The organism is Marseilla massiliensis (assembly GCF_023336985.1).
Classification (GTDB): Bacteria; Bacteroidota; Bacteroidia; order Bacteroidales; family Bacteroidaceae; genus Prevotella; species Prevotella intestinigallinarum.
Map to the genome: position 1 here is coordinate 112,071 of NZ_JAMBLP010000001.1, position 20,967 is coordinate 133,037.

Below are 20,967 nucleotides of genomic sequence, written 5' to 3' on the forward strand. Positions count from 1 at the left end.
GTAAAAATGGAAGCAAACAATAAATCATATTTCGGCGAGATAGGGGATGCCCTGAAGTCGCTCGCAACCGGGTTGAAAGTCACTCTCAAGGAGTACTTCACCAAGAAGAGCACAGAGCAGTATCCCGAGAATCGCAAGACAACGCTACATGTGGCTCAGCGTCACCGCGGCCGCCTGGTTATGAAGCGTGATGAGAATGGTGTGGTGAAGTGCGTTGCCTGCACGCTGTGCGAGAAGGCATGCCCCAATGGCACCATAAAGATAGCATCGGAGATGGTGACGACCGAAGAGGGCAAGAAGAAGCGCCGGCTGGTCGATTACCAGTATGACTTGGGTGACTGCATGTTCTGTCAGCTTTGCGTCAATGCGTGCAGCTTCGACGCAATCGAGTTTACGAATGATTTCGAGAACAGTGTGTTCGACCGCGACAAGCTGGTGCTCCACCTTGACAAGGAGCATTACGAGAGCTCGCTGCCAAACATCCTCGATGGCGGTGCACCGCTGACAATCGGAAAGTTTAACACTGCAACAAAGTAAAGGAGGGCTTAATAAGAAATGGCAAATTTAGTAATGTTTTGCATACTGGCAGTGGTCATCCTTGGTTCTGCCGTGTTGTGCGTGATGACAAAGAGAATCATGCGGGCTGCTACGTTCCTGCTGTTTGTCCTCCTTGGCGTGGCCGGGCTTTACTTCCTGCTTGACTACACATTCTTGGGTGCTGCCCAGATAAGCATATATGCAGGAGGTATAACGATGATGTATATCTTCGCGATACAGCTTGTGAGCAAGCGCACGCTCCAGGGCCTTGTAGAGCACATGAAGGGCAGCCGCGTATTGTTTGGCGGCATCGTGACAGTTGTCGGCTTGCTGACCGTCGCCCTGGTGTTGCTCAAGAATCAGTTCATTTACCGTGCGTGCAGCGTGGCCGACGCCGAAGTCCCGATGGAGACCATCGGTACGGCCCTGCTTGGCAGTGAGAAGTATCAGTATGTGCTTCCGTTTGAATTCATCTCAGTGTTCCTGCTGGCATGTATCATCGGCGGCATCGTTGTAGCGAGAAAAGAAAAGGAGAAATAATGATGGTACCAGTTGAAGCTTATTTTGTGCTCAGTGCACTGTTGTTCTTTATCGGCGTGTTCGGTTTCATCACCCGCCGCAACCTGATAGCCATGCTCATCTCCGTTGAGCTTGTGCTCAATGCTGTCGACATCAACTTTGCAGCGTTCAACCGCCTGCTGTTCCCCGAGGGCCTTGAGGGTTTCTTCATGACCCTGTTCTCCATAGGAGTGAGTGCAGCAGAGAGCGCCGTGGCCATAGCCATTATCATCAATGTCTACCGCAACTTCCACAGCGATCAGGTGAATAGTATTGAAAACATGAAATTTTAAAGTGTGTTATGGATTATAGTTATGTATTTCTGATACTCCTTCTGCCGGCTTTGTCGTTCCTCGTGCTTGGCTTGGCCGGCATGAAGATGTCGCACAAGGTCGCAGGACTGATAGGCACATGCTCGCTCGCTGTGGTGACGGTGCTGTGCTATTACACTGCCATAAAGTATTTTCTGATTGACGGGAGGGATGCCACCGGCCTTTTCCCCACCGTTACGGCGTTTGATTTTGTATGGATCAAGTTCTCGGAATTGCTGACGTTCACCATTGGCTTCCGCCTTACGCCGATATCGGTGATGATGCTCATAGTCATCTCAACGGTCAGTTTCATGGTTCATATCTATTCGTTCGGCTACATGCATGGCGAGAAGGGCTTCCAGCGTTATTACGCTTTCCTGTCGCTTTTCACCATGTCGATGCTTGGCCTTGTCGTTGCCACGAACATATTCCAGATGTACCTGTTCTGGGAGTTGGTGGGTGTAAGCTCTTACCTGCTCATCGGCTTCTATTACCCGTTGCACTCTGCGGTTGCCGCTTCGAAGAAAGCATTCATCGTGACACGCTTCGCCGACCTGTTCTTCTTGATAGGTATACTCTTCTACAGCTTCTATGTAGGCACATTCAGCTATGACCTCACGGCAATGCCCGAGCTTCATCAGAATGTAGCCGGTGTGGCTTGGGTGATGCCGATGGCTTTGTTCCTCATGTTCATCGGAGGTGCCGGCAAGTCTGCAATGTTCCCGTTGCACATCTGGCTGCCCGACGCCATGGAGGGCCCGACGCCTGTTTCTGCCCTGATCCATGCCGCAACGATGGTTGTTGCCGGTGTGTATCTCGTTGCAAGCCTGTTCCCGCTGTTTGTTGAGTTCGCCCCTGAGGCCCTCCACTGGATAGCTTACATAGCCGCCTTCACGGCCTTCTATGCAGCAGCCGTGGCATGTTGCCAGAGCGACATCAAGCGCGTGTTGGCATTCTCTACGATATCCCAGATAGGCTTCATGCTCGTTGCCCTTGGCGTATGCCTGCCCGGTGAGACCGGTGGTGTAGACAATACGGTAGAGTATGCCGATGTCAACGGTCTCGGTTACATGGCCGGCATGTACCACCTGTTCACCCATGCCATGTTCAAGGCCTGCCTGTTCCTCGGTGCCGGATGCATCATCCACGCCGTCCATTCGAATGAGAAGATGTACATGGGAGGCCTGCGCAAGTACATGCCCATCACCCATGTCACCTTCCTGATATCGTGCCTTGCAATAGCCGGCATACCGTTCTTCTCAGGTTTCTGCTCCAAGGACGAGATACTCGTGGCGTGCTACAACTTCAGCCCCGTGATGGGAGTCATCATGAGCGCGATAGCCACCATGACCGCGTTCTACATGTTCCGTCTCTACTATGTCATCTTCTGGGGCAAGAGCTACTATGAGACCCACAAGGCAGAAGGTGCCCACCAGCCCCACGAGGCGCCCCTCACCATGACCGTGCCCCTGATAGTGCTGTCAGCCATTACGATGCTTGTAGGCATCTTCGGCACACTCCATGTGTTTGAGTTCGGCGAGTTTGTGTCTGCCAACGGCATCGGTTTCGGCACACACATCAACTGGGCCATAGCAGGCACGAGCACCGTGCTCGCCATACTCGGCATCTGCCTTGCCACCTATATGTACAAGGGCGAGGAGACACCGGTTGCCGACATGCTTGCCCGCCGTTTCCCGAAACTGCACCAGGCAGCATACAGGCGCTTCTACCTCGACGAGGTTTGGATGTTTGTCACCCACAAGATTATCTTCCGTTGCATATCCACCCCGATAGCATGGTTTGACCGTCACGTCATCGACGGCACCTTCAACTTCATGGCTTGGGGCGCAAATGCAGCCGGCGAGACTATCCGTCCGTGGCAGAGCGGCGACGTACGCCAGTATGCCGTGTGGTTCATCACCGGTACAGTCGCTTTAACATTAGTATTACTTTGCATATAATGACAGATATAAAATGAGTATATTAAGTCTATTCGTAGTAATCCCCGTGCTTATGTTGCTGGGCTTGTGGATAGCCCGCAACCTCAACCAAGTGCGTGGCGTGATGGTGGCCGGCTCTTCATGCTTGCTGGCTCTGTCGGTGTGGCTTACCGTGGCTTTCATCCAGGCTCGCCAATCGGGAAACACAGACCCCATGCTGTTCACATACAGCGTAGCATGGTTCAAGCCCCTCAACATAGCCTATGCAGTGGGAGTTGACGGCATTTCTGTCGTGATGCTGCTGCTTTCGAGCATAATTGTATTCACAGGCACATTCGCGTCGTGGCAGTTGAAGCCCCTGACCAAGGAGTATTTCCTTTGGTTCACGCTTCTGTCAACCGGTGTGTTCGGCTTCTTCATCTGCATAGACATGTTCACCATGTTCATGTTCTACGAGGTAGCCCTCATCCCGATGTACCTTCTCATCGGTGTATGGGGCAGCGGCAACAAGGAGTATGCCGCCATGAAGCTTACGCTGATGCTTATGGGAGGTTCGGCCCTGCTCATTCTCGGTATCCTCGGAATATACTTCTTCAACGGTGCTACCACCATGAACGTGATGGAGATTGCCGCCAACAACCACATACCTGCCGACATACAGAACGTGTTCTTCCCGTTCATATTCATCGGTTTCGGTGTGCTTGGCGCCCTGTTCCCGTTCCACACGTGGAGTCCCGACGGCCATGCCTCGGCGCCTACAGCAGTGTCGATGCTCCATGCCGGCGTGCTCATGAAGCTCGGAGGCTACGGTTGCTTCCGCGTGGCCATGTTCCTCCTGCCCAGCGCAGCCCAGGAACTGTCGTGGATATTCCTCATCCTGACCACCATATCCGTGGTTTACGGAGCATTCTCGGCCTGCGTGCAGACCGACCTCAAGTACATCAACGCCTATTCGTCGGTGTCTCACTGCGGCCTGGTGCTCTTCGCCCTGCTCATGATGACCAAGACGGCATGTACCGGTGCCATACTCCAGATGCTCTCGCACGGTTTGATGACAGCATTGTTCTTCGCCCTCATCGGCATGATTTACGGCCGCACCCACACGCGCGACGTGCGCAAGCTCGGCGGACTGATGAAGATAATGCCTTTCCTCAGCGTGGGTTACGTCATAGCGGGTCTTGCCAACCTCGGCTTGCCGGGCTTCTCGGGCTTCGTTGCCGAGATGACCATCTTCGTGGGTTCATTTGAAAACGGCGACACCTTCCACCGTGCAGCCACCATCATAGCATGTACTTCGATAGTGATAACGGCTGTCTACATCCTGCGTGTGGTCGGAAAGATACTCTATCAGAAAGTGGCCGACCCCCACTACCTCGAGCTCACCGACGCCACATGGGATGAGCGCGTGGCCGTTTGCTGCCTCATCTTCTGCGTAGCCGGCCTCGGCCTTGCCCCGCTGTGGGTCAGCAATGTCATCGGCGATGCCGTCGGCCCAATTCTCAACGTAATAAACTTCTAACAAAACCAGTAGGGAAAAATGGATTACAGTCAGTTTTTTAATATGATTCCGGAAGCCACGCTTGTGGCAATCCTGATAATTGTCTTTCTTGCCGACCTCATAATGAAGGGCGAGAAGAAGGTTTCCTCGTTGGCCCTGCTGATGAACGTGCTGCTCGTGGTGCAGACGGCAGTATGCCTGACGGCCGAGCCGTCGTCGGCATTTGGCGGCCTTTACGTCACCGGCGACGCAGTCAACGTGATGAAAGTGATACTCACCGCCGGCACTCTCATTGTATGCATCATGGCCCAGCCTTGGCTCGGCCGTGCCGACGTGAGCAACAAGGCTGGCGAGTTCTATGCCTTGGTGGCCTCAACGTTGCTCGGTATGTACATGATGATGTCGTCGGGACACTTCCTCATGTTCTTCCTCGGCCTCGAGATGGCTTCAGTGCCAATGGCATGCCTCGTGGCTTTCGACAAGTTCCGCCAGAACTCGGCCGAGGGCGCAGCCAAGTTTGTGCTCACCGCCACGTTCTCGAGCGGCATCATGCTCTACGGCATATCGTTTATCTATGCAGCTGCCGGCACACTATATTTTGACGATGTGGCCGCAGTAATAGGCAACACGCCGCTTGCCATCATGGGCTTGGTGTTCTTCTTCAGCGGCCTTGGGTTCAAGATATCGCTCGTTCCGTTCCACTTCTGGACGGCCGACACCTACCAGGGCGCACCCACACCGGTGACGGGCTACCTCAGCGTAGTGTCGAAGGGAGCCGCCGCATTTGCCCTCATGGCCATACTCATGAAGGTGTTTGCGCCTATGATTGAGTACTGGGAATACCTGCTTTACATTGTCATAGTGCTCAGCATCACCATAGCCAACCTTTTTGCCATACGCCAGACAGAGCTCAAGCGATTCATGGCTTTCAGCTCCATCTCGCAGGCAGGCTACATAATGCTGGCCGTCATTGGCGGCTCGGCCATGGGAGTGGCTGCCCTGTCATACTACGTGCTTGTGTATGTTGTGGCCAACATGGCTGTCTTCACGGTAATCAACGTTGTAGAGACACGAGGCAACGGCACTACGAAGATGAACTGCTACGACGGTTTCTACCAGACCAACCCGAAGTTGGCCCTGCTCATGACGCTGGCCCTCTTCTCGCTGGCCGGAATACCTCCGTTTGCAGGTATGTTCAGCAAGTTCTTCGTGTTCATGGCAGCAGCCCAGCAAGGTTCGTTCTGGGCATACCTCGTGGTGTTTGTGGCATTGATCAACACCGTGGTCAGCCTTTACTACTACCTGCTCATCGTCAAGGCCATGTATATCAAGAACACCGACACGCCGCTGCCAACATTCAGCAGCGACTGCAACACCAAGCTGGCCCTTACGCTCTGCACGGCAGGCATTGTGGCCTTCGGTGTGTTCAGCTGCGTTTACGACTGGATTGCGGGTGCCGTTCTCTGAAACGTCACGCCCGTTGCAATATGGAAAGCCGGACATGTCATTGTCCGGCTTTTCTTATTTTGCAGACCGTTGTGCACATAGCCTGCCTTCGGTGTGGGGCGGTCTTCAACTGCACATCGCATTTGTGACGCAACAGCCTGAGCTGCAGGCAGATGGCCGCCGTATGGCGCCACGGTCAGAAACGGCCCGTTCCATGCTGCCGTTTGGCCCGTTTTACCATGCCGTATGGGCCGTTTTGAAATTCAGTCTTGGCCGTTTTGCAAAAACGGCGGGCACGTTCTCACACCTGATGCAGGTTGACTACTTGAGGCGTGGCGCCACGATGTAACGCATTTTCGCATGATGGCGGTACATGGAAGCAGGCAGTTGGCACCACTCGTCCGGCCGTCATGGCGTATGCACCAAGCCATTTGCAGCCATAGCGGCCGTCGGTCGGTTTCTCCGCTTGCGGTCGCAGATTCCGCTCCTTCAGCAATTGCACGCCGCCGATATATAACCATCAAACACCATAAATACAATTGGGCAACACAGGTTTATTCAGGCTTTACCCGTTGGTGCCGCTGTGCGTTAGCCTTGCAGCAGGCATACTTGCAGGGCGGAGCATGGCTACAATGGTCGGAATGACCGTTTGGGCCGTGGCATTCGGCGTTGCCTTCACAGCCGCATTGTTGCTCGGGGGGCGTCCAAAGGCCCAGACCGCGGCCATCCTGTTGTCGGTGTTGCTGTTGGGCTGTGCCATGGCGGCCTTGGCCGAGCGCCGTCAGAGTGTGAGCCTGCCACAAGGCGAGACAGCCTTCGAGGCCATTGTGGCCGATGAGCCCGTAGAGCGCGGCCGCACGCTGCGCTTCGACGTCATAGCATGCTCGGGGCCTTTGAAGGGGCATTGGGTGCGCCTGACACTGCTCAAAGACACGGCAGAGCGCAGGTATGCCACCCTTGGCGTGGGCGACGGCATGTTGGTGCGGTCGCGTTTGGTGCCTCCGGCCAATTACCGAGAGTCGAATTTCGATTATGCAACCTACCTTCAGAGCCGCGGCATAGTGGCCACAACGTTTGTCTACTACCGCAATTGGCGCAAGTCCGAGCCCCGCCTGTCGGCCCTGACCGTTGTTCAACGCGCCCGCATCTCAGCCATGCGCCTTCGCCACTGGCTGCTTGGGCGCTACCGCAGCCTTGGTCTTGAAGGCCAAGACTTTGCCGTGGTGGCCGCAATGACGCTTGGCGACAAGTCGGCGCTCACCGGTTCGATGCGCGAGGCTTACTCGCTTGCCGGCGCATCTCACATACTTGCGCTTTCCGGCATGCACCTCGGCGTCATCTATTTGCTCCTGTCGATGCTATTGTCCGGCCGTCGCCGTCGCCTGCTTGGCGAATGCCTGTTGCTCATGGCCATCTGGTCCTACGTCTTTATTGTCGGCATGCCATCGTCGGTGGTGCGGTCGGCCCTCATGATATCAGTCTACGGGCTTGTAGGCCTGACAGGCCGCAGCCGCATGTCGGTCAATGCGCTTGCCTTCGCCGCAGTGGTATTGCTCGTTGCCAACCCCCTTGCGCTCTTCGACATAGGCTTCCAACTCTCTTTCGCGGCCGTGGCTTTCATACTTGTTTTCCAGTCGTCCGTAGGCTCGATAGCCTCCGTCCGCTTTCTCCAGCGCCATCGCCTGTTGCGCTGGGCATGGCAGCTTTCGGTCATGTCGCTGCTGGCCCAGATAGGCACAGCCCCGCTCGTTGCGTTCTATTTCGGTCGCCTGCCCGTTTGCTCGCTGCTCACCGGCCTTGTTGTCATACCTGCCGCCACGGCCATAATCTATCTGGCGGTGGCTCTGTTTGCCGTGGGTTTTGTGCCTGTGCTGCAGCAGGCCGTGGCCACAGTGCTTGCCTTTGTGGCCACGTGGCTCAATGCTTTTTTGCTTGCCATGGCGTCGCAGCCGTGGGCATCGGTCGGTTTGCCGCGGCTTAGCCCTTTACAGGTGGTGCTGCTCTACGTCGTTGCCGTATGCGTCTGCCGCCTGCTGGCCATTTGCGGCCGGCACATGGAGTCGGCAAGAGAGTGGGGGGCGTGAGATGCTTCTGCCCACAGTGGCTGTAGGCAACAGTCCGATAGCTGCCGCCGGACGGCGCCCCGGTAGCTGCGTGCCGGCCCATGGCTTGTCTGTATGCGCTATTTTACGGTCATTTTACCGTTCTTTAAAACTCCTGTAACCGTTTTGTAATAAATAATACCGACCTTTGTGGCTGATAAACGGCGGGCACATGACAGGTGGTTTAGCCAACAGCCATCGGCCGTCCCGCGCTAAATTGGAGTAACAACCCACGCAACCGTATGAAACATTTACTGGCCATTTTGGCATTGTTTGCAGGCATGGATGCCGCAGCACAGTTCAAGCCCGAAATCAACGGAACGATTCGCGGCAAGTACGAATACCAGACCGAGGAAGGCGAGGGCCGCTTCCAGGTGCGCAATGCCCGCTTCAGCCTGTCGGGAAAGGTGGTTGACGCCGTGTCGTACAAGGCCGAAATAGACCTCTCCGACGAGGGCAGCATAAAGATGCTCGACGCATACACGCGCATCAGTCCGTGGCGCACGCTCAATTTCACCATAGGCCAGATGCGCGTGCCCTTTACCATCGACGCCCACCGTTCGCCCCACCAGCAGTATTTTGCCAACCGTTCGTTCATAGCCAAGCAGGTGGGCAACGTGCGTGACGTGGGCGCCACTCTCGGCTATACGTTCAACGTGGGATTTCCGATAATACTCGAAGCCGGCATGTTCAATGGCTCGGGGCTCACCGACCAGAAGGATTTCTGGACCAACAACATAAACTATTCGGCCAAGGCTCAGCTCTTCTTCCCGAAAGGTTTCAACCTCACGCTGAGTGTGCAGAAGATAAAGCCCGAGGCGGTAAACATAATGATGTATGACGCCGGCGCCTATTACCATGGCAACGGATGGCATGTGGAGGCCGAATACCTGTACAAGCACTATGCCGACAATGCCTACGGGGCTGTTCATTCCTTCGACGGCTTTGTCAACTACGACATAAAGGTGGGCGGAAAGAAGCCGCTGGTAAAGAAAGTGTCGCCCTTGGCGCGCTTTGATTACATGAGCGACCACAGCGACGGTACGGCCGACGCAGAGACGGGGCTGCTCAATACCACCGACTACCGGCGCTCGCGCATAACGGGCGGTGTGACCCTGAGCCTTGGCACACCGTTTGTTTCCGACATCCGTCTCAACTATGAGAAGTATTTCTATCGCGAAGATGCGGTTGCCAAGCCGTCGGAGCGCGACAAGATAGTGATTGAGTTCATGACCAGATTCTGACATACGGTTGTATTTTTTAGGGTATCAAAAGAAATCCCGCCATGCCTCCGCGCATAACTGCGCTGAAAGCATGGCGGGATGTTGTCTGCCTGTGTCTATGCCAATCTGGGGCCCTGCCGCATACTGCGTGGCGTCGGCCACCATACGGCAGTAATGCCTCGGCATGTCTGTACCTGTGTCCATGTCGTGCCAAACAAGCGCTTCTGCACTCATGCCGTCAGCCTGTTGGCCGCTTTGCCTTGCTTCCGGCTGCAACGCTTCCGGCGAAGCCGACAGCCAACCATGCCGGCAACGTTGCGGAATAGGTTGTTGGCCCGGCGGACGGACAGGGCTTAACCTATGCCGAGCTCATCGCGAAGGAACCTCGGGGTGAACCCCTTGTCGCTCATGGCAACCTCTTCGGGAGTGCCGGCCGACAGCACGTAGCCGCCGTTTCGCCCTCCCTCGGGCCCCATGTCGATTATGTAGTCGGCCATCTTGATGACATCGAGGTTGTGTTCTATTATTATCACGGTGTTGCCTCGGTCTACCAGTTTCTCAATGACGTCCATCAGTATCCTGATATCCTCGAAATGAAGCCCTGTGGTGGGCTCGTCGAGAATGTATAGCGTCTTTCCCGTGTCGCGTTTGCTCAGTTCCGTGGCCAGTTTTACGCGCTGGCTCTCGCCTCCCGAGAGCGTTGTCGACGGTTGTCCGAGCTTAATGTATCCAAGTCCTACGTCTTGTATGGTCTTTATCTTTCGCAGGATGTCGGGCACATTCTCAAAGAAGTCCACCGCCTGGTTGATGGTCATGTCGAGCACGTCGGCAATGCTCTTGCCCTTGTAGCGCACTTCCAGGGTCTCCCTGTTGTAGCGCTTGCCGTGGCACACCTCGCATGGCACCATCACGTCGGGCAGGAAGTTCATCTCTATCGTCTTGTATCCGTTGCCGCCGCAGGCCTCGCAGCGCCCTCCCTTGACGTTGAACGAAAAGCGTCCGGGCTTGTAGCCCCTTATCTTTGCTTCCGGCAGGTTGACAAACAGCGCCCGTATGTCGCTGAACACACCCGTATAGGTGGCCGGGTTCGACCTCGGTGTGCGGCCAAGCGGGCTCTGGTCTACGTTGACCACCTTGTCTATGAAGTCCATTCCCTCTATTGAGCCATATTCCATCGGCTGTTTCACCGAGCGGTAGAAGTGTTGGCTCAGTATGGGGTGGAGCGTTTCGTTGATCAATGTAGATTTGCCCGAGCCGCTGACCCCGGTTACCACGATGAGCGTTCCGAGCGGAAACTCCACGTCGACGCCTTTCAGGTTGTTGCCTTTTGCGCCTTTCAGCCACAGGCTCTTGCCGTTGCCCTTGCGCCGTTGCTTGGGTATCTCTATCTTGAGCTCGCCGTTTAGGTACATGCTTGTCATGGTGTGCTTGGCGAGCATGTCGCGTGGCGTTCCCTGGAACACCACCTCGCCGCCGTTGCGCCCGGCCTTCGGGCCTATGTCTACGATGTAGTCGGCATTGAGCATCATGTCTTTGTCGTGCTCAACCACAATGACCGTGTTGCCTATGTCGCGCAGTTCTTTCAGCGATCGTATGAGCCTCTCGTTGTCGCGCTGGTGCAGGCCTATGCTGGGCTCGTCGAGTATATACAGCACATTGACGAGTTGCGAGCCTATTTGCGTGGCAAGCCTGATGCGCTGGCTCTCTCCTCCCGACAGCGTGGCCGACTGCCTGTTGAGCGAAAGGTAGTCGAGCCCCACCTCGAGCAGGAAGTCTATGCGCGTGCGAATCTCCTTCAGAATCTCTTCCGCTATCTGTTTCTGTTGCTCGTCGAGATGGCTTTCGGCCTCGTCGAGCCATTCGCGCAACTCTGCTATGTCCATCATCGACAGCTCGGCGATGTTCTTGTTCCATATCTTATACGACAGAGACTCGCGCTTGAGGCGCTGTCCGTGGCACTCGGGACACTCGCACACGGCCATGAACTGGTCGGCCCACTTCTGGCCGCTGGCCGAGTCGTCGTCTTCGAACACGCTCCGCAGGTATTTCACCACCCCGTCGAAAGCCACGAAATAGTCGCTCGACGTGTGCACAAGCTCCTTGTCTATCCTCACGTTTTCAATCGAGCCGTTGAGTATTTCGTTAAGCGCGTCGTCGGGAATGCTGTCAACCGGCGTCTTGATGTCGCAGTCGTATTTGTGCAGTATGGAGTCTATCTGCCAGAAAATCATCTGGTTCTTGTATTTGCCCAGTGGCACGATGGCTCCCTTGTAGATGCTCAGCGAGCGGTCGGGTATTACTTTGCTTATGTCAATCTCGTTGATGTAGCCCAGCCCTTTGCATCTCGGGCACGCCCCTTGCGGCGAGTTGAACGAGAAGTTGTTGGGTGCCGGGTCGCTGTAAGATATGCCGGTGGTGGGGCACATCAGCCTTTTGGAGAAGTATTTTGCCGTCTGCGTGTCGTTGTCGAGCACCATGATGAGTCCTTCGCCCTGCTTCATGGCTATCGAGACGCTCTTTTTCAGTCGCTCGTCGTCCTTGGGCTGCACCATCAGCTTGTCTATTACGACTTCTATGTCGTGGTTTTTGTAACGGTCAACCTTCATCCCCCGCGTTATCTCCTTGACCTCGCCGTCTACGCGTATGTTGAGATAGCCCTTTCGCCTCATGCTCTCGAACAGTTCGCGGTAGTGACCCTTGCGGCTGCGAACCACCGGGGCGAGTATCATGATTTTCTTTCCGGCATAGTCGTCCATGATCATCTGGAGCACTTTCTCCTCAGTATACTTCACCATCTCTTCGCCGGTGGCATAGCTGTAAGCCTTGCCTGCCCGGGCAAAGAGCAGTCGCATGAAGTCGTAAATCTCAGTCGTGGTGCCCACGGTAGAACGGGGATTCTTGTTGGTTGTCTTCTGTTCGATGCTTATCACGGGGCTCAGTCCGGTGATTTTGTCAACGTCCGGCCGCTCCAGTCCGCCGAGGAAGTTGCGTGCGTATGCCGAGAATGTCTCGATATACCGTCTCTGGCCCTCGGCGTAGATGGTGTCGAAGGCCAGCGACGACTTTCCAGAGCCCGACAGTCCGGTCACCACGGTCAGGCTGTTGCGCGGTATTTCCACGTTGATATTCTTCAGGTTGTGAACCCGGGCGCCCCATACGTTGATGCGCTCGTCTTCACGCAGAGTGTCGTAATTTTGCGTGTCGTTCATCTCTGTGTGCCTCCTTCCGTATAGTCGCGCATCAGGTTGACGTCTCGCCTAATGTTGTATTCGGTGCCGTCGGATCCCTTGGCCTTCACGAGCACGAAGTATACGCCGGCGCTCACCGCCTTTCCGTTGAACGTGCCGTCCCATCCCTCATCGATGTTAGTCCAGTCGAAGAGCTTCTGCCCCCACCTGTTGAAGATGTATGCGTGGAACTCCACTATGCTCTTGTGGGTGTCTTTTGCCTTGTATACGTCGTTGATGCCGTCGCCGTTGGGCGAGAATGCGTTTGGCATTTCCAGTATGCTGGTGCTTATGCTCACCCTTATTGTCGAGATGAGTTCTGCCTCCGTCGTGTCGTTGTAGGCCACGTAGAGCGACACGCTTATCGAGCCCGATTCGCGAAACTCGTAAGTTGTCTCTTCCTCATACCTTACAATGAACGGGTCTGTGCTTCCCTCGCGGGTGAAGCGCCACTCGTATGTGGGTGTAGCATCGCCGAGGTCGGTCGGGTTTGCCCTGAAGGTAACGGTGAGAGGTGCCTGTGCGTCGTTGATCACATCGGTCGCCTCCATGTCCACTCCGTCAACAGTGTAATAAGCCGTAGGGGTGAATGCCGCCCTTGCTGATATCGACAGCAAAGCAAGCAAGCACATCATTAATATTGGTTTGATTCTCATCTTACGTAAAATATAATGTGCAAAATTAGCGATTAATGTTGATTTATCCGCGCTTTTTTGGTAATTTTGTAGGCGATTATTGAAAATAATAGAGATATGAATCAACATTTCAGATGTTTCTTGATGCTTGTTGCGTTTGTTTTCACGGTAGGTACGGCAGCCGGGCAGACGTCCAACTGGAAAGAGATGCATAAGGTTAAGCGCAAGGAGACCATCTTTGGCATTGCCCGTGACAACGGCATCACGGTAGAGGAACTTATGAACGCCAATCCCGACATGAAGCAGCCGGGTTACGAACTGAAGAAGGGCGACTACATATTCATACCTTATCCCAAGGATGGCTCAGCCGCTTCCGGGGGCAAGGCCCGCGTCGAGGCATCGCCGGCCGGCAGTGTCGACGACATGAGACGGCGCGCGATAAGGGTCGGTGTGATGCTTCCGCTGCACAATGTCAATGGCGACGGGCGACGGATGGTTGAGTATTACCGCGGCGTACTGATGGCTTGCGACAGCTTGAAGCAGGGCGGTGTGTCGGTTGACATAAGGGCATGGAACGTCCCGGAAGACGCCGACATAAGGCAAACGCTCAAGGACAAGGATGCTGAAAAGTGTGACTTGATTATCGGCCCGTTGTATTCAACGCAGGTGAAGGCGCTTTCCGACTTTGCCTCGGAGCACGGGATAAAGGTGCTCATACCGTTTTCAATCAACGCCCCCGAGCTGAAGACCAATCCAAACCTGTTCCAGGTGTACCAGAACGCCACCGAATACAATGAAGCCGTGATAGCCCGCTTCCTCGAGAAGTTTGCCGGTTACCACGCAGTGTTCATCGATTGCAATGACACCACAAGCCAGAAGGGCATATTCACTTTCGGGCTCCGCAGGCGCATGGAGACCATGGGGCGCAACTACTCGATAACAAACCTGAAGTCGAGCGAGGCATTTTTCGCCAAGGCATTCAGCAAGACGATGCCTAACGTCGTTATCCTCAACACCGGACGCTCGCCGGAGCTCAACATAGCCTTTGCCAAACTGAACAACTTCACGATGAATAACCCGGACATAAAAGTAACGATGTTCGGCTATACCGAATGGATGATGTACACCAAATACAACCTTGACAACTACTATAAGTACAATGTCCACATACCGGCAGCATTCTATACCAACCCGCTATCGGCCAGGACGGCCCGCATCGAGCTAAAGTACAGGTGGAATTTCCACGAAGACATGATGCAGGCGCTGCCCCGGTTCGCCATCACAGGCTTCGACCAAGCCTATTATTTCATAAAGGGTCTGCACCTGTATGGCGACAAGTTCACAGGCGCGAGGGGCATGGTGGGGTACACCCCGATACAGACACCGCTGCACTTTGAGCGGGTGGGCAGCGGCGGATACCAGAACCGCAGCATCCTTTTCGTCCATTACACGCCCGGACACAGGATAGAGACTATTAACTTTTAACGCATCGGGCAATGTCAGGTTATAAGGAAAAAGCGATAGGCCGCACGGCCGTGATGGGCGCAGGCCATTGTCTGCGCAGGGCGTTTGTTGCTGTTGTGGCCCTTTTGTGCGTTCAGTCGGCCATTGCCCAGATAGGCGAGCACCGCAGCGAGCTTAGCGTTGGTGTCAATGGCGGCTACATGCTGAGCAACGTTGGCTTCAATCCCGACGTGCCGCAAGGCTTGCTCGGCGGCATCACCGGCGGCATCACTGTCCGTTATACGTGCGAGAAGTACTTCAAGAGCGTGTGCGCCCTCGTCGGCGAGATAAACTTTGCGCAGGCCGGTTGGAAGGAAGACATACTCACGGTTGACGACCAGCCCGTGATAAACCAGGTGACAGGGCTGCCCGAGGAATACCAGCGCACACTAACATACGTTCAGGTTCCGCTCTTCGCCAGGCTCGGATGGGGCCGCGAACGCAAAGGTTTCCAGTTTTATTTCCAGGTGGGGCCACAGGTAGGTTTTTTCCTCAATGACAAGGCAAAGTCAAACTTCAACTTCGCCGAGCGCAACCAGTCAGACCGCGTTGGGGCGCTCAGGGACGCCGTGCAGGATTCGCTTGACATACAGCGCAAGTTCGACTATGGCATTGCCGGGGGCCTTGGCATAGAGTATTCCCACCCAAAGGTGGGCCACTTCCTGCTCGAGGGGCGGTATTACTACGGCCTCGGCGACATCTTCGGCAACTCGAAGCGCGACTACTTCGGGCGCAGTAACAACGGAAGCATAATAATAAAGCTCACATACTTGTTTGACGTAATGCGAACTAAAAACTCTAAAATTAAATAGCAATGTTTGAAAATCAACCCAAAGGTCTTTACGCGTTGGCATTGGCCAACACAGGCGAGCGATTCGGATATTACACGATGCTTGCCATTTTCGTCCTGTTCTTGCAGGCTAATTTCGGTTTCTCGGCAGCCACAGCGGGCAACATCTATGGCGGTTTCCTCGCCTTGGTTTATTTCTTGCCTGTGCTTGGCGGCATACTTGCCGATAAGTTTGGTTTCGGACGCATGGTCACACTGGGCATCGTGGTCATGTTCATCGGCTACCTGCTCATGGCCCTTCCGCTTGGCACCAACACCGTGGCGCTGATTGCCATGTTCACGGCATTGGTGCTGATAAGCCTCGGAACTGGCCTGTTCAAGGGCAACCTGCAGGTAATGGTAGGCAATCTCTACGACAACCCGGAGTATGAAAACCGCCGTGATGCGGCTTTCAGCATCTTCTACATGGCCATAAACATCGGTGCCATGTTTGCCCCCAGCGCAGCCGTTTGGGTGATGGGCTGGGCACAGCGCACCTTTGGGGTGAGCGAGACCGACGCTTATCACTATGCTTTCGGTGTGGCTTGTGCGTCGCTTATAGTGTCGATGGCCATCTACTACGGCTTCCGCAGCACCTTCCGCCACACCGAGACAACATCGGCCCCGGCCAAGAACGCCGGCTCGGCAGGCGCAAAAGCCGACGACGCCCACCACGGAGTGAGCGATAAAGACCGCATCGTGGCTCTTTGCCTTGTGTTTGTCGTGGTGATATTCTTTTGGATGGCATTCCACCAGAACGGCCTTACGCTCACGTTCTTTGCCCGCGACTATGTCGTTACGAGTGTGAGCGGCATAGTCGGAATGGAGTTCAACGTGCTCAACCTCCTGCTCGTCATATTCATTGTCTACGCTTTGTTCGGGCTGTTCCAGTCGAAGACATCGCGCGGTAAAGGCATCTCTGCCGCAGTGATATTGCTCAGCATTGTCGGCTTGGTTTACCAATACAGCAGCCAGGCAGAGTCGGTTGCCGTGAGCGCCCCCATCTTCCAGCAGTTCAACCCCTGCTTCGTTGTGGCACTGACGCCTGTGTCTATGGCTATATTCGGATGGCTGGCAAAGACCGGCCGCGAGCCTTCGGCTCCTCGCAAAATAGCCTACGGTATGCTTGTGGCCGGCGTAGCCTATGTGCTCATGTGCGTTGCTTCGTTCGGCCTGCCTACGCCCGAACAGATAACCGACCCGGCCATGGCTTCGGGCGACTACCGCGTTTCGCCCAACTGGCTTGTCAGCACCTACCTCATACTCACCTTTGGCGAGCTGCTGCTCAGCCCCATGGGCATATCGTTTGTGTCGAAGGTGGCCCCTGTCAAGTATAAGGGACTGATGATGGGCGGTTGGTTTGCAGCCACGGCAGTGGGCAACTACCTCACCAGCGTTGCTTCATGGCTCTGGGGCCTGCCCGTATGGATTGTGTGGGCCGTGCTCATAGTGTTGTGCCTGATGGCCGCACTGTTCATGTTCGCTATAATGAAGCGGCTCGAAAAGGTTTGCTAATCATGTCGTATTGCGGCGGAAGGGTGGCCGATAGGCACCTTTCCGCCGCATTTTCTTACCCGTTTCTCCGCCCATGACTGTTGGTCTGCTCCTTGTTTCGTTACTCACTTTCGTCGAACTGAACTGCGAAAACCTTTTCGACTGCCGCCACGACAGCCTGAGGGCCGACACCGAATTCCTGCCCGAAGCACCGCGCCATTGGACTGCGTCGCGCTATTGGCGCAAGCTCGACAACATCGGGCGGGCCATACTCTCGTGCGGTGAAGACAGCACCGACTGCTACATACCCGACCTCGTTGCTCTATGCGAGGTAGAAAACGACACTGTATTGCGCGACCTGATCAAGCGTTCGCTGTTGCGCAACGCGCGCTACGGTTACGTAATGACCGACTCGCCCGACGATCGCGGCATCGACGTGGCTCTGCTCTACCATGAGTTTTCGTTTGCCCCCATCAGCCACGCGTCGTTGCGGGTGGCCCCGGTGCGCGGGATGAGGCCCACGCGCGACATACTCTACGTTGCGGGCAGGGTTATCACCGACGACACTTTGCACATCTTTGTGGTGCATGCCCCGAGCCGCCGTGGCGGTGAGCGGGCCACGCGGAGGCACCGTCTGGCCGTTGCCGGGCGATTGTGCGAGGCCATCGACTCGGTGCGCACCGTGCAGCCGGGGGCGTCGATTATCGTGGCAGGCGACTTCAACGACTATGCCGCCGACAGCGCTCTGGCCTACATTGGGCGGCATGGCATGGTCAACGTCACCGCCAGGGCCCGCGGCAGCCATGGTGCAAAGGCCACATACAGGTATGATGGCAAGTGGGGGAGCCTTGACCATGTGTTCTTGAGTGACAGCCTGATGCCTCGTTTTGAATGGAGCAGGGTCAACGACTTGCCGTTTCTTACCGAGCCCGACGCCACCTACGGCGGAGTGAAGCCCCGCCGCACTTATGTTGGCTACCGTTACCGCCGCGACGGATACAGCGACCACCTGCCGCTTGTGGTTCGTCTGCGCCTGCGATAGGGCAGGGCCGAGTCTGTCGGGGGTGGTTTACACCGCCAATTCCTGAATATTGCCTTCCGCTTCTTGTTGCTACACTCCGCCATGCCTTCGGCTACGGAGCCAAGCAATCTGCATGGATATTATGCTCTGTCGCTTTTTGGCCAGATGGATATAAGGATAGGCTTGCCTGCCGGCAGTTGTTTCATCACAGAAATTCCGACAGCGTTTCATACTCCTTTTTCCTGCATCCTCGTTGCTTCTTTGACTCTACGCACAGCGCAGAGACGCCACTCATGCATGCCACAGGCATGTATGCCGGTAGTCGAAACAGTCATTGCCCTGCCTTCAACGCTTTGGTGTAGACGGCGCATGTCGCTTCCGGTCTGCCCCGAATTGGCAGTTACAGTCTGATGTGATTTAGTTGTTATGCCGTGCAGATTGGCCGCTGCCTTTGCTGCAGGCGTAACGTGATAAGCACGCTGCAAAGTGGCCGGCAAGGTGCCGGAACACGACGAAAGCACATTGAAAGCCGGGAAAGGCAAACAATGCGCATCCCGTCTGTCTCATCACCGGTTTTGCATAAATGTTTACGATGCCATACCCCGTTGCCAAACCGGCCATATTGCATTGCAAAGCGGCCCGTATCAGCGCGCGGTTTGGCCCTTCTGGCCATGCCATACGGCAGGTTTTCAATAGCCGTGTGCCCCAGTTGGCTATGTGTCTGGTATTCAACTGTCTGCCCGATTTGATGGCTTTTGCTGCTTTCTTTTACAAAATGCTGTCGCCCCATTGCTTGCCGCGTGTACGAAAAAGCCGCATGCACCAGCGTTGAAGCTGGCGTATGCGGCTTTGCATGTAGTTGTGAAAACCCACGCCTTTGGCTCTCCTTCCGGTCCTGCTTGTGCGTTGCAGGCCTCGGTCAGGTTATTCCGTTATGTTGGGCTCCTCAAGTCGGTATCCGTATTTCTTGTCTACAATCTTGAGCACAAACCCTAATATCAGAGCTGCCACGCCGAGGCAGGCCAGCATTACCAGTGGCACTGTATAGTCGTAAGACATGGCAGCCTCTTCGGGTGATATCAATCCGTTTTTCAAGTCGGACACGAGTTGCGGGTTGGTCTGGTCGAGCACCTTTCCGATGAGCAACGGGAAGAGCCACAGTCCGATGTTCTGAATCCAGAAAATCAGGGCATAGGCACTGCCGATGATCTTGGCGTCGACCAGCTTGGGCACGCTGGGCCACAGTGCGGCCGGCACCAGTGAGAAGCTGGCACCGAGCACGAGGATGGTGACGTAGGCCACGATGATGCCTCCGACGGCGTTGCCCTTGAACATGGGCAGGATGAAGGCAAACGTTAGGTGGCAGGCTATGAGCAGCAGCGAGCCCACCACGAGCATCGAGGCTGCCTTGCCCTTATGGTCGACATAGTTGCCCAGGATGGGGGTTATGCCCACGGCCAGCAGCGGGAATACTGCAAACACTGTCTCGGCGCTCTGCCTCATGTAGCCCATGTAGCAGAATATTACGAGCGCTACGACGGCCACCACTTGCATGACGCTCTTCATTGTCTTGCCCTTCGAGAAGTTGCTGGCAAACGCTGCGGCGGCCACGATGAGCATGATTACATACTGTATCACTGTCACCGTGTTGCCGGCCCAGAATGATTCGGGCGACAGCTTGGTGAATGTTAGGTTGCACTGAAGCATGTTGACGGCGTACTTCTGGAACGGGAAGATGGCCGAGTAGTAGAGCACACACAGCAATGCCACGAGCCAGAAGCCCCTGCTGCGCAGTATGTTGCCAATGTCGCTAATCTTGAACGGGTCGTCTTTTTCCTCTGCCTCGCCGGTCTGTGAGTCGAGTTTCTTGTCGAGGAAGAAGTAGACGATGAACATTATGAGGGCTATCATGAGCAGCACGACACCGAAAGCCACCGAGCGCGACACGTCGATAACGCCGCCCATCTTGGCAAACACCGGCGAGAATATCATGCAGGTGGCCACGCCCAAGCGCGCCAGTGCCATCTCCGAGCCCATGGCCAGTGCCATCTCGTGGCCCTTGAACCATTTCACGATGCCTCGCGAAACGGTGATGCCGGCCATCTCTACGCCGCATCCGAATATCATGAAGCCTATGGCCGCAAACTTGGCCGAGGCCGGCATGCCGAGGTAGAACGGCGATATGCCGAGCTCATCGAAGCCGGGTATGTAGTTGAGGTTTTCGTTGAACCATGTCTCCAGGCTGCTTCCCTGGAACATCTCTGTCACGGCATACCAGTTGATGGTGGCCCCGACCAGCATCACCGCGCCCGAGAGCACGGCCGTGAACCTTACTCCCATCTTGTCGAGTATGATTCCGGCAAAGATGAGGAAGAACACGAACACGTTGAGGAATGTCTCGGATCCTTGCATGGTTCCGAAGGCGGTAGAGTCCCAACCCCTTGTCGACTGCATCAGGTCTTTGATAGGCGAGAGTATGTCCATGAAGATGTAGGAGCAGAACATGGCAAACGCCAGGAAGAACAATACCATCCATCTCATTCCGGCAGAGTCCCTCAGTGTCTTTTGAATCTTTTCTGTCATAATATGAATTGTTATTGGTTAAAGCCCTGTTTTGTTGGTTGGCGGCCGTCGGTGCGGTCG

General features: G+C 55.3%; 16 protein-coding genes. 13 read left to right on the forward strand and 3 right to left on the reverse strand.

Annotated features, from left to right (window positions below; translation table 11 throughout):
• Positions 1-6 precede the first annotated feature (6 nt).
• From M3089_RS00415 to M3089_RS00455, 9 genes are all read left to right on the forward strand, one after another.
• Positions 7-537, forward strand: a complete 531-nt coding sequence (locus M3089_RS00415; RefSeq protein WP_205108809.1) for a NuoI/complex I 23 kDa subunit family protein — start codon at positions 7-9, stop codon at positions 535-537.
• Between the two features lie 18 nt (positions 538-555).
• A complete protein-coding gene (locus tag M3089_RS00420) occupies positions 556-1,077 on the forward strand; it encodes an NADH-quinone oxidoreductase subunit J family protein (RefSeq protein ID WP_249081172.1) in 522 nt (173 codons plus the stop codon).
• 2 nt (positions 1,078-1,079) lie between these two features.
• Positions 1,080-1,388, forward strand: a complete 309-nt coding sequence (nuoK, locus tag M3089_RS00425; RefSeq protein ID WP_205108878.1) for an NADH-quinone oxidoreductase subunit NuoK — start codon at positions 1,080-1,082, stop codon at positions 1,386-1,388.
• An 8-nt stretch (positions 1,389-1,396) separates the two neighbouring features.
• On the forward strand, positions 1,397-3,367 hold the full coding sequence (gene nuoL / locus M3089_RS00430; protein WP_249081173.1) for an NADH-quinone oxidoreductase subunit L: 1,971 nt from the start codon (positions 1,397-1,399) through the stop codon (positions 3,365-3,367).
• Positions 3,368-3,380: 13 nt separating this feature from the next.
• Complete coding sequence (locus tag M3089_RS00435) at positions 3,381-4,865, forward strand: complex I subunit 4 family protein (RefSeq protein WP_249081175.1); 1,485 nt, start codon at positions 3,381-3,383, stop codon at positions 4,863-4,865.
• An 18-nt stretch (positions 4,866-4,883) separates the two neighbouring features.
• Positions 4,884-6,311, forward strand: coding sequence for an NADH-quinone oxidoreductase subunit N (locus tag M3089_RS00440; RefSeq protein WP_249081177.1), 1,428 nt, complete (start codon positions 4,884-4,886; stop codon positions 6,309-6,311).
• Between the two features lie 13 nt (positions 6,312-6,324).
• Positions 6,325-6,639, forward strand: coding sequence for a hypothetical protein (locus M3089_RS00445; protein WP_249081179.1), 315 nt, complete (start codon positions 6,325-6,327; stop codon positions 6,637-6,639).
• Between the two features lie 274 nt (positions 6,640-6,913).
• Positions 6,914-8,374, forward strand: coding sequence for a ComEC/Rec2 family competence protein (locus M3089_RS00450; protein WP_249081181.1), 1,461 nt, complete (start codon positions 6,914-6,916; stop codon positions 8,372-8,374).
• Positions 8,375-8,634: 260 nt separating this feature from the next.
• Positions 8,635-9,636 carry a porin gene (locus M3089_RS00455; protein WP_394802228.1) on the forward strand — a complete coding sequence of 334 codons (1,002 nt, stop codon included), beginning with the start codon at positions 8,635-8,637 and terminating at the stop codon, positions 9,634-9,636.
• Between the two features lie 332 nt (positions 9,637-9,968).
• On the opposite strand, the gene uvrA is transcribed toward M3089_RS00455, so the two are convergent.
• Positions 9,969-12,824 (reverse strand): excinuclease ABC subunit UvrA, encoded by a 2,856-nt coding sequence (uvrA, locus tag M3089_RS00460; RefSeq protein WP_249081182.1) that lies wholly within the window; start codon positions 12,822-12,824, stop codon positions 9,969-9,971.
• On the reverse strand, positions 12,821-13,498 hold the full coding sequence (locus M3089_RS00465) for a gliding motility-associated C-terminal domain-containing protein (protein ID WP_249081183.1): 678 nt from the start codon (positions 13,496-13,498) through the stop codon (positions 12,821-12,823). The genes uvrA and M3089_RS00465 overlap by 4 nt, the downstream gene beginning before the upstream one ends.
• Positions 13,499-13,594: 96 nt before the next feature.
• Here M3089_RS00465 and M3089_RS00470 point away from each other — a divergent pair, with 96 nt between their 5' ends.
• The 4 genes from M3089_RS00470 (at position 13,595) to M3089_RS00485 (ending at position 18,345) form a co-directional block, all read left to right on the forward strand.
• Positions 13,595-14,962 carry a PBP1 and LysM peptidoglycan-binding domain-containing protein gene (locus tag M3089_RS00470; RefSeq protein WP_249081184.1) on the forward strand — a complete coding sequence of 456 codons (1,368 nt, stop codon included), beginning with the start codon at positions 13,595-13,597 and terminating at the stop codon, positions 14,960-14,962.
• Between the two features lie 53 nt (positions 14,963-15,015).
• Complete coding sequence (locus M3089_RS00475) at positions 15,016-15,792, forward strand: porin family protein (protein ID WP_394802229.1); 777 nt, start codon at positions 15,016-15,018, stop codon at positions 15,790-15,792.
• Between the two features lie 2 nt (positions 15,793-15,794).
• A complete protein-coding gene (locus tag M3089_RS00480) occupies positions 15,795-17,324 on the forward strand; it encodes a peptide MFS transporter (protein WP_205108827.1) in 1,530 nt (509 codons plus the stop codon).
• A gap of 73 nt (positions 17,325-17,397) precedes the next feature.
• On the forward strand, positions 17,398-18,345 hold the full coding sequence (locus M3089_RS00485; protein ID WP_249081186.1) for an endonuclease/exonuclease/phosphatase family protein: 948 nt from the start codon (positions 17,398-17,400) through the stop codon (positions 18,343-18,345).
• 903 nt (positions 18,346-19,248) lie between these two features.
• Here M3089_RS00485 and M3089_RS00490 read toward each other — a convergent pair.
• Complete coding sequence (locus M3089_RS00490; protein ID WP_205108831.1) at positions 19,249-20,907, reverse strand: MFS transporter; 1,659 nt, start codon at positions 20,905-20,907, stop codon at positions 19,249-19,251.
• Positions 20,908-20,967 lie beyond the last annotated feature (60 nt).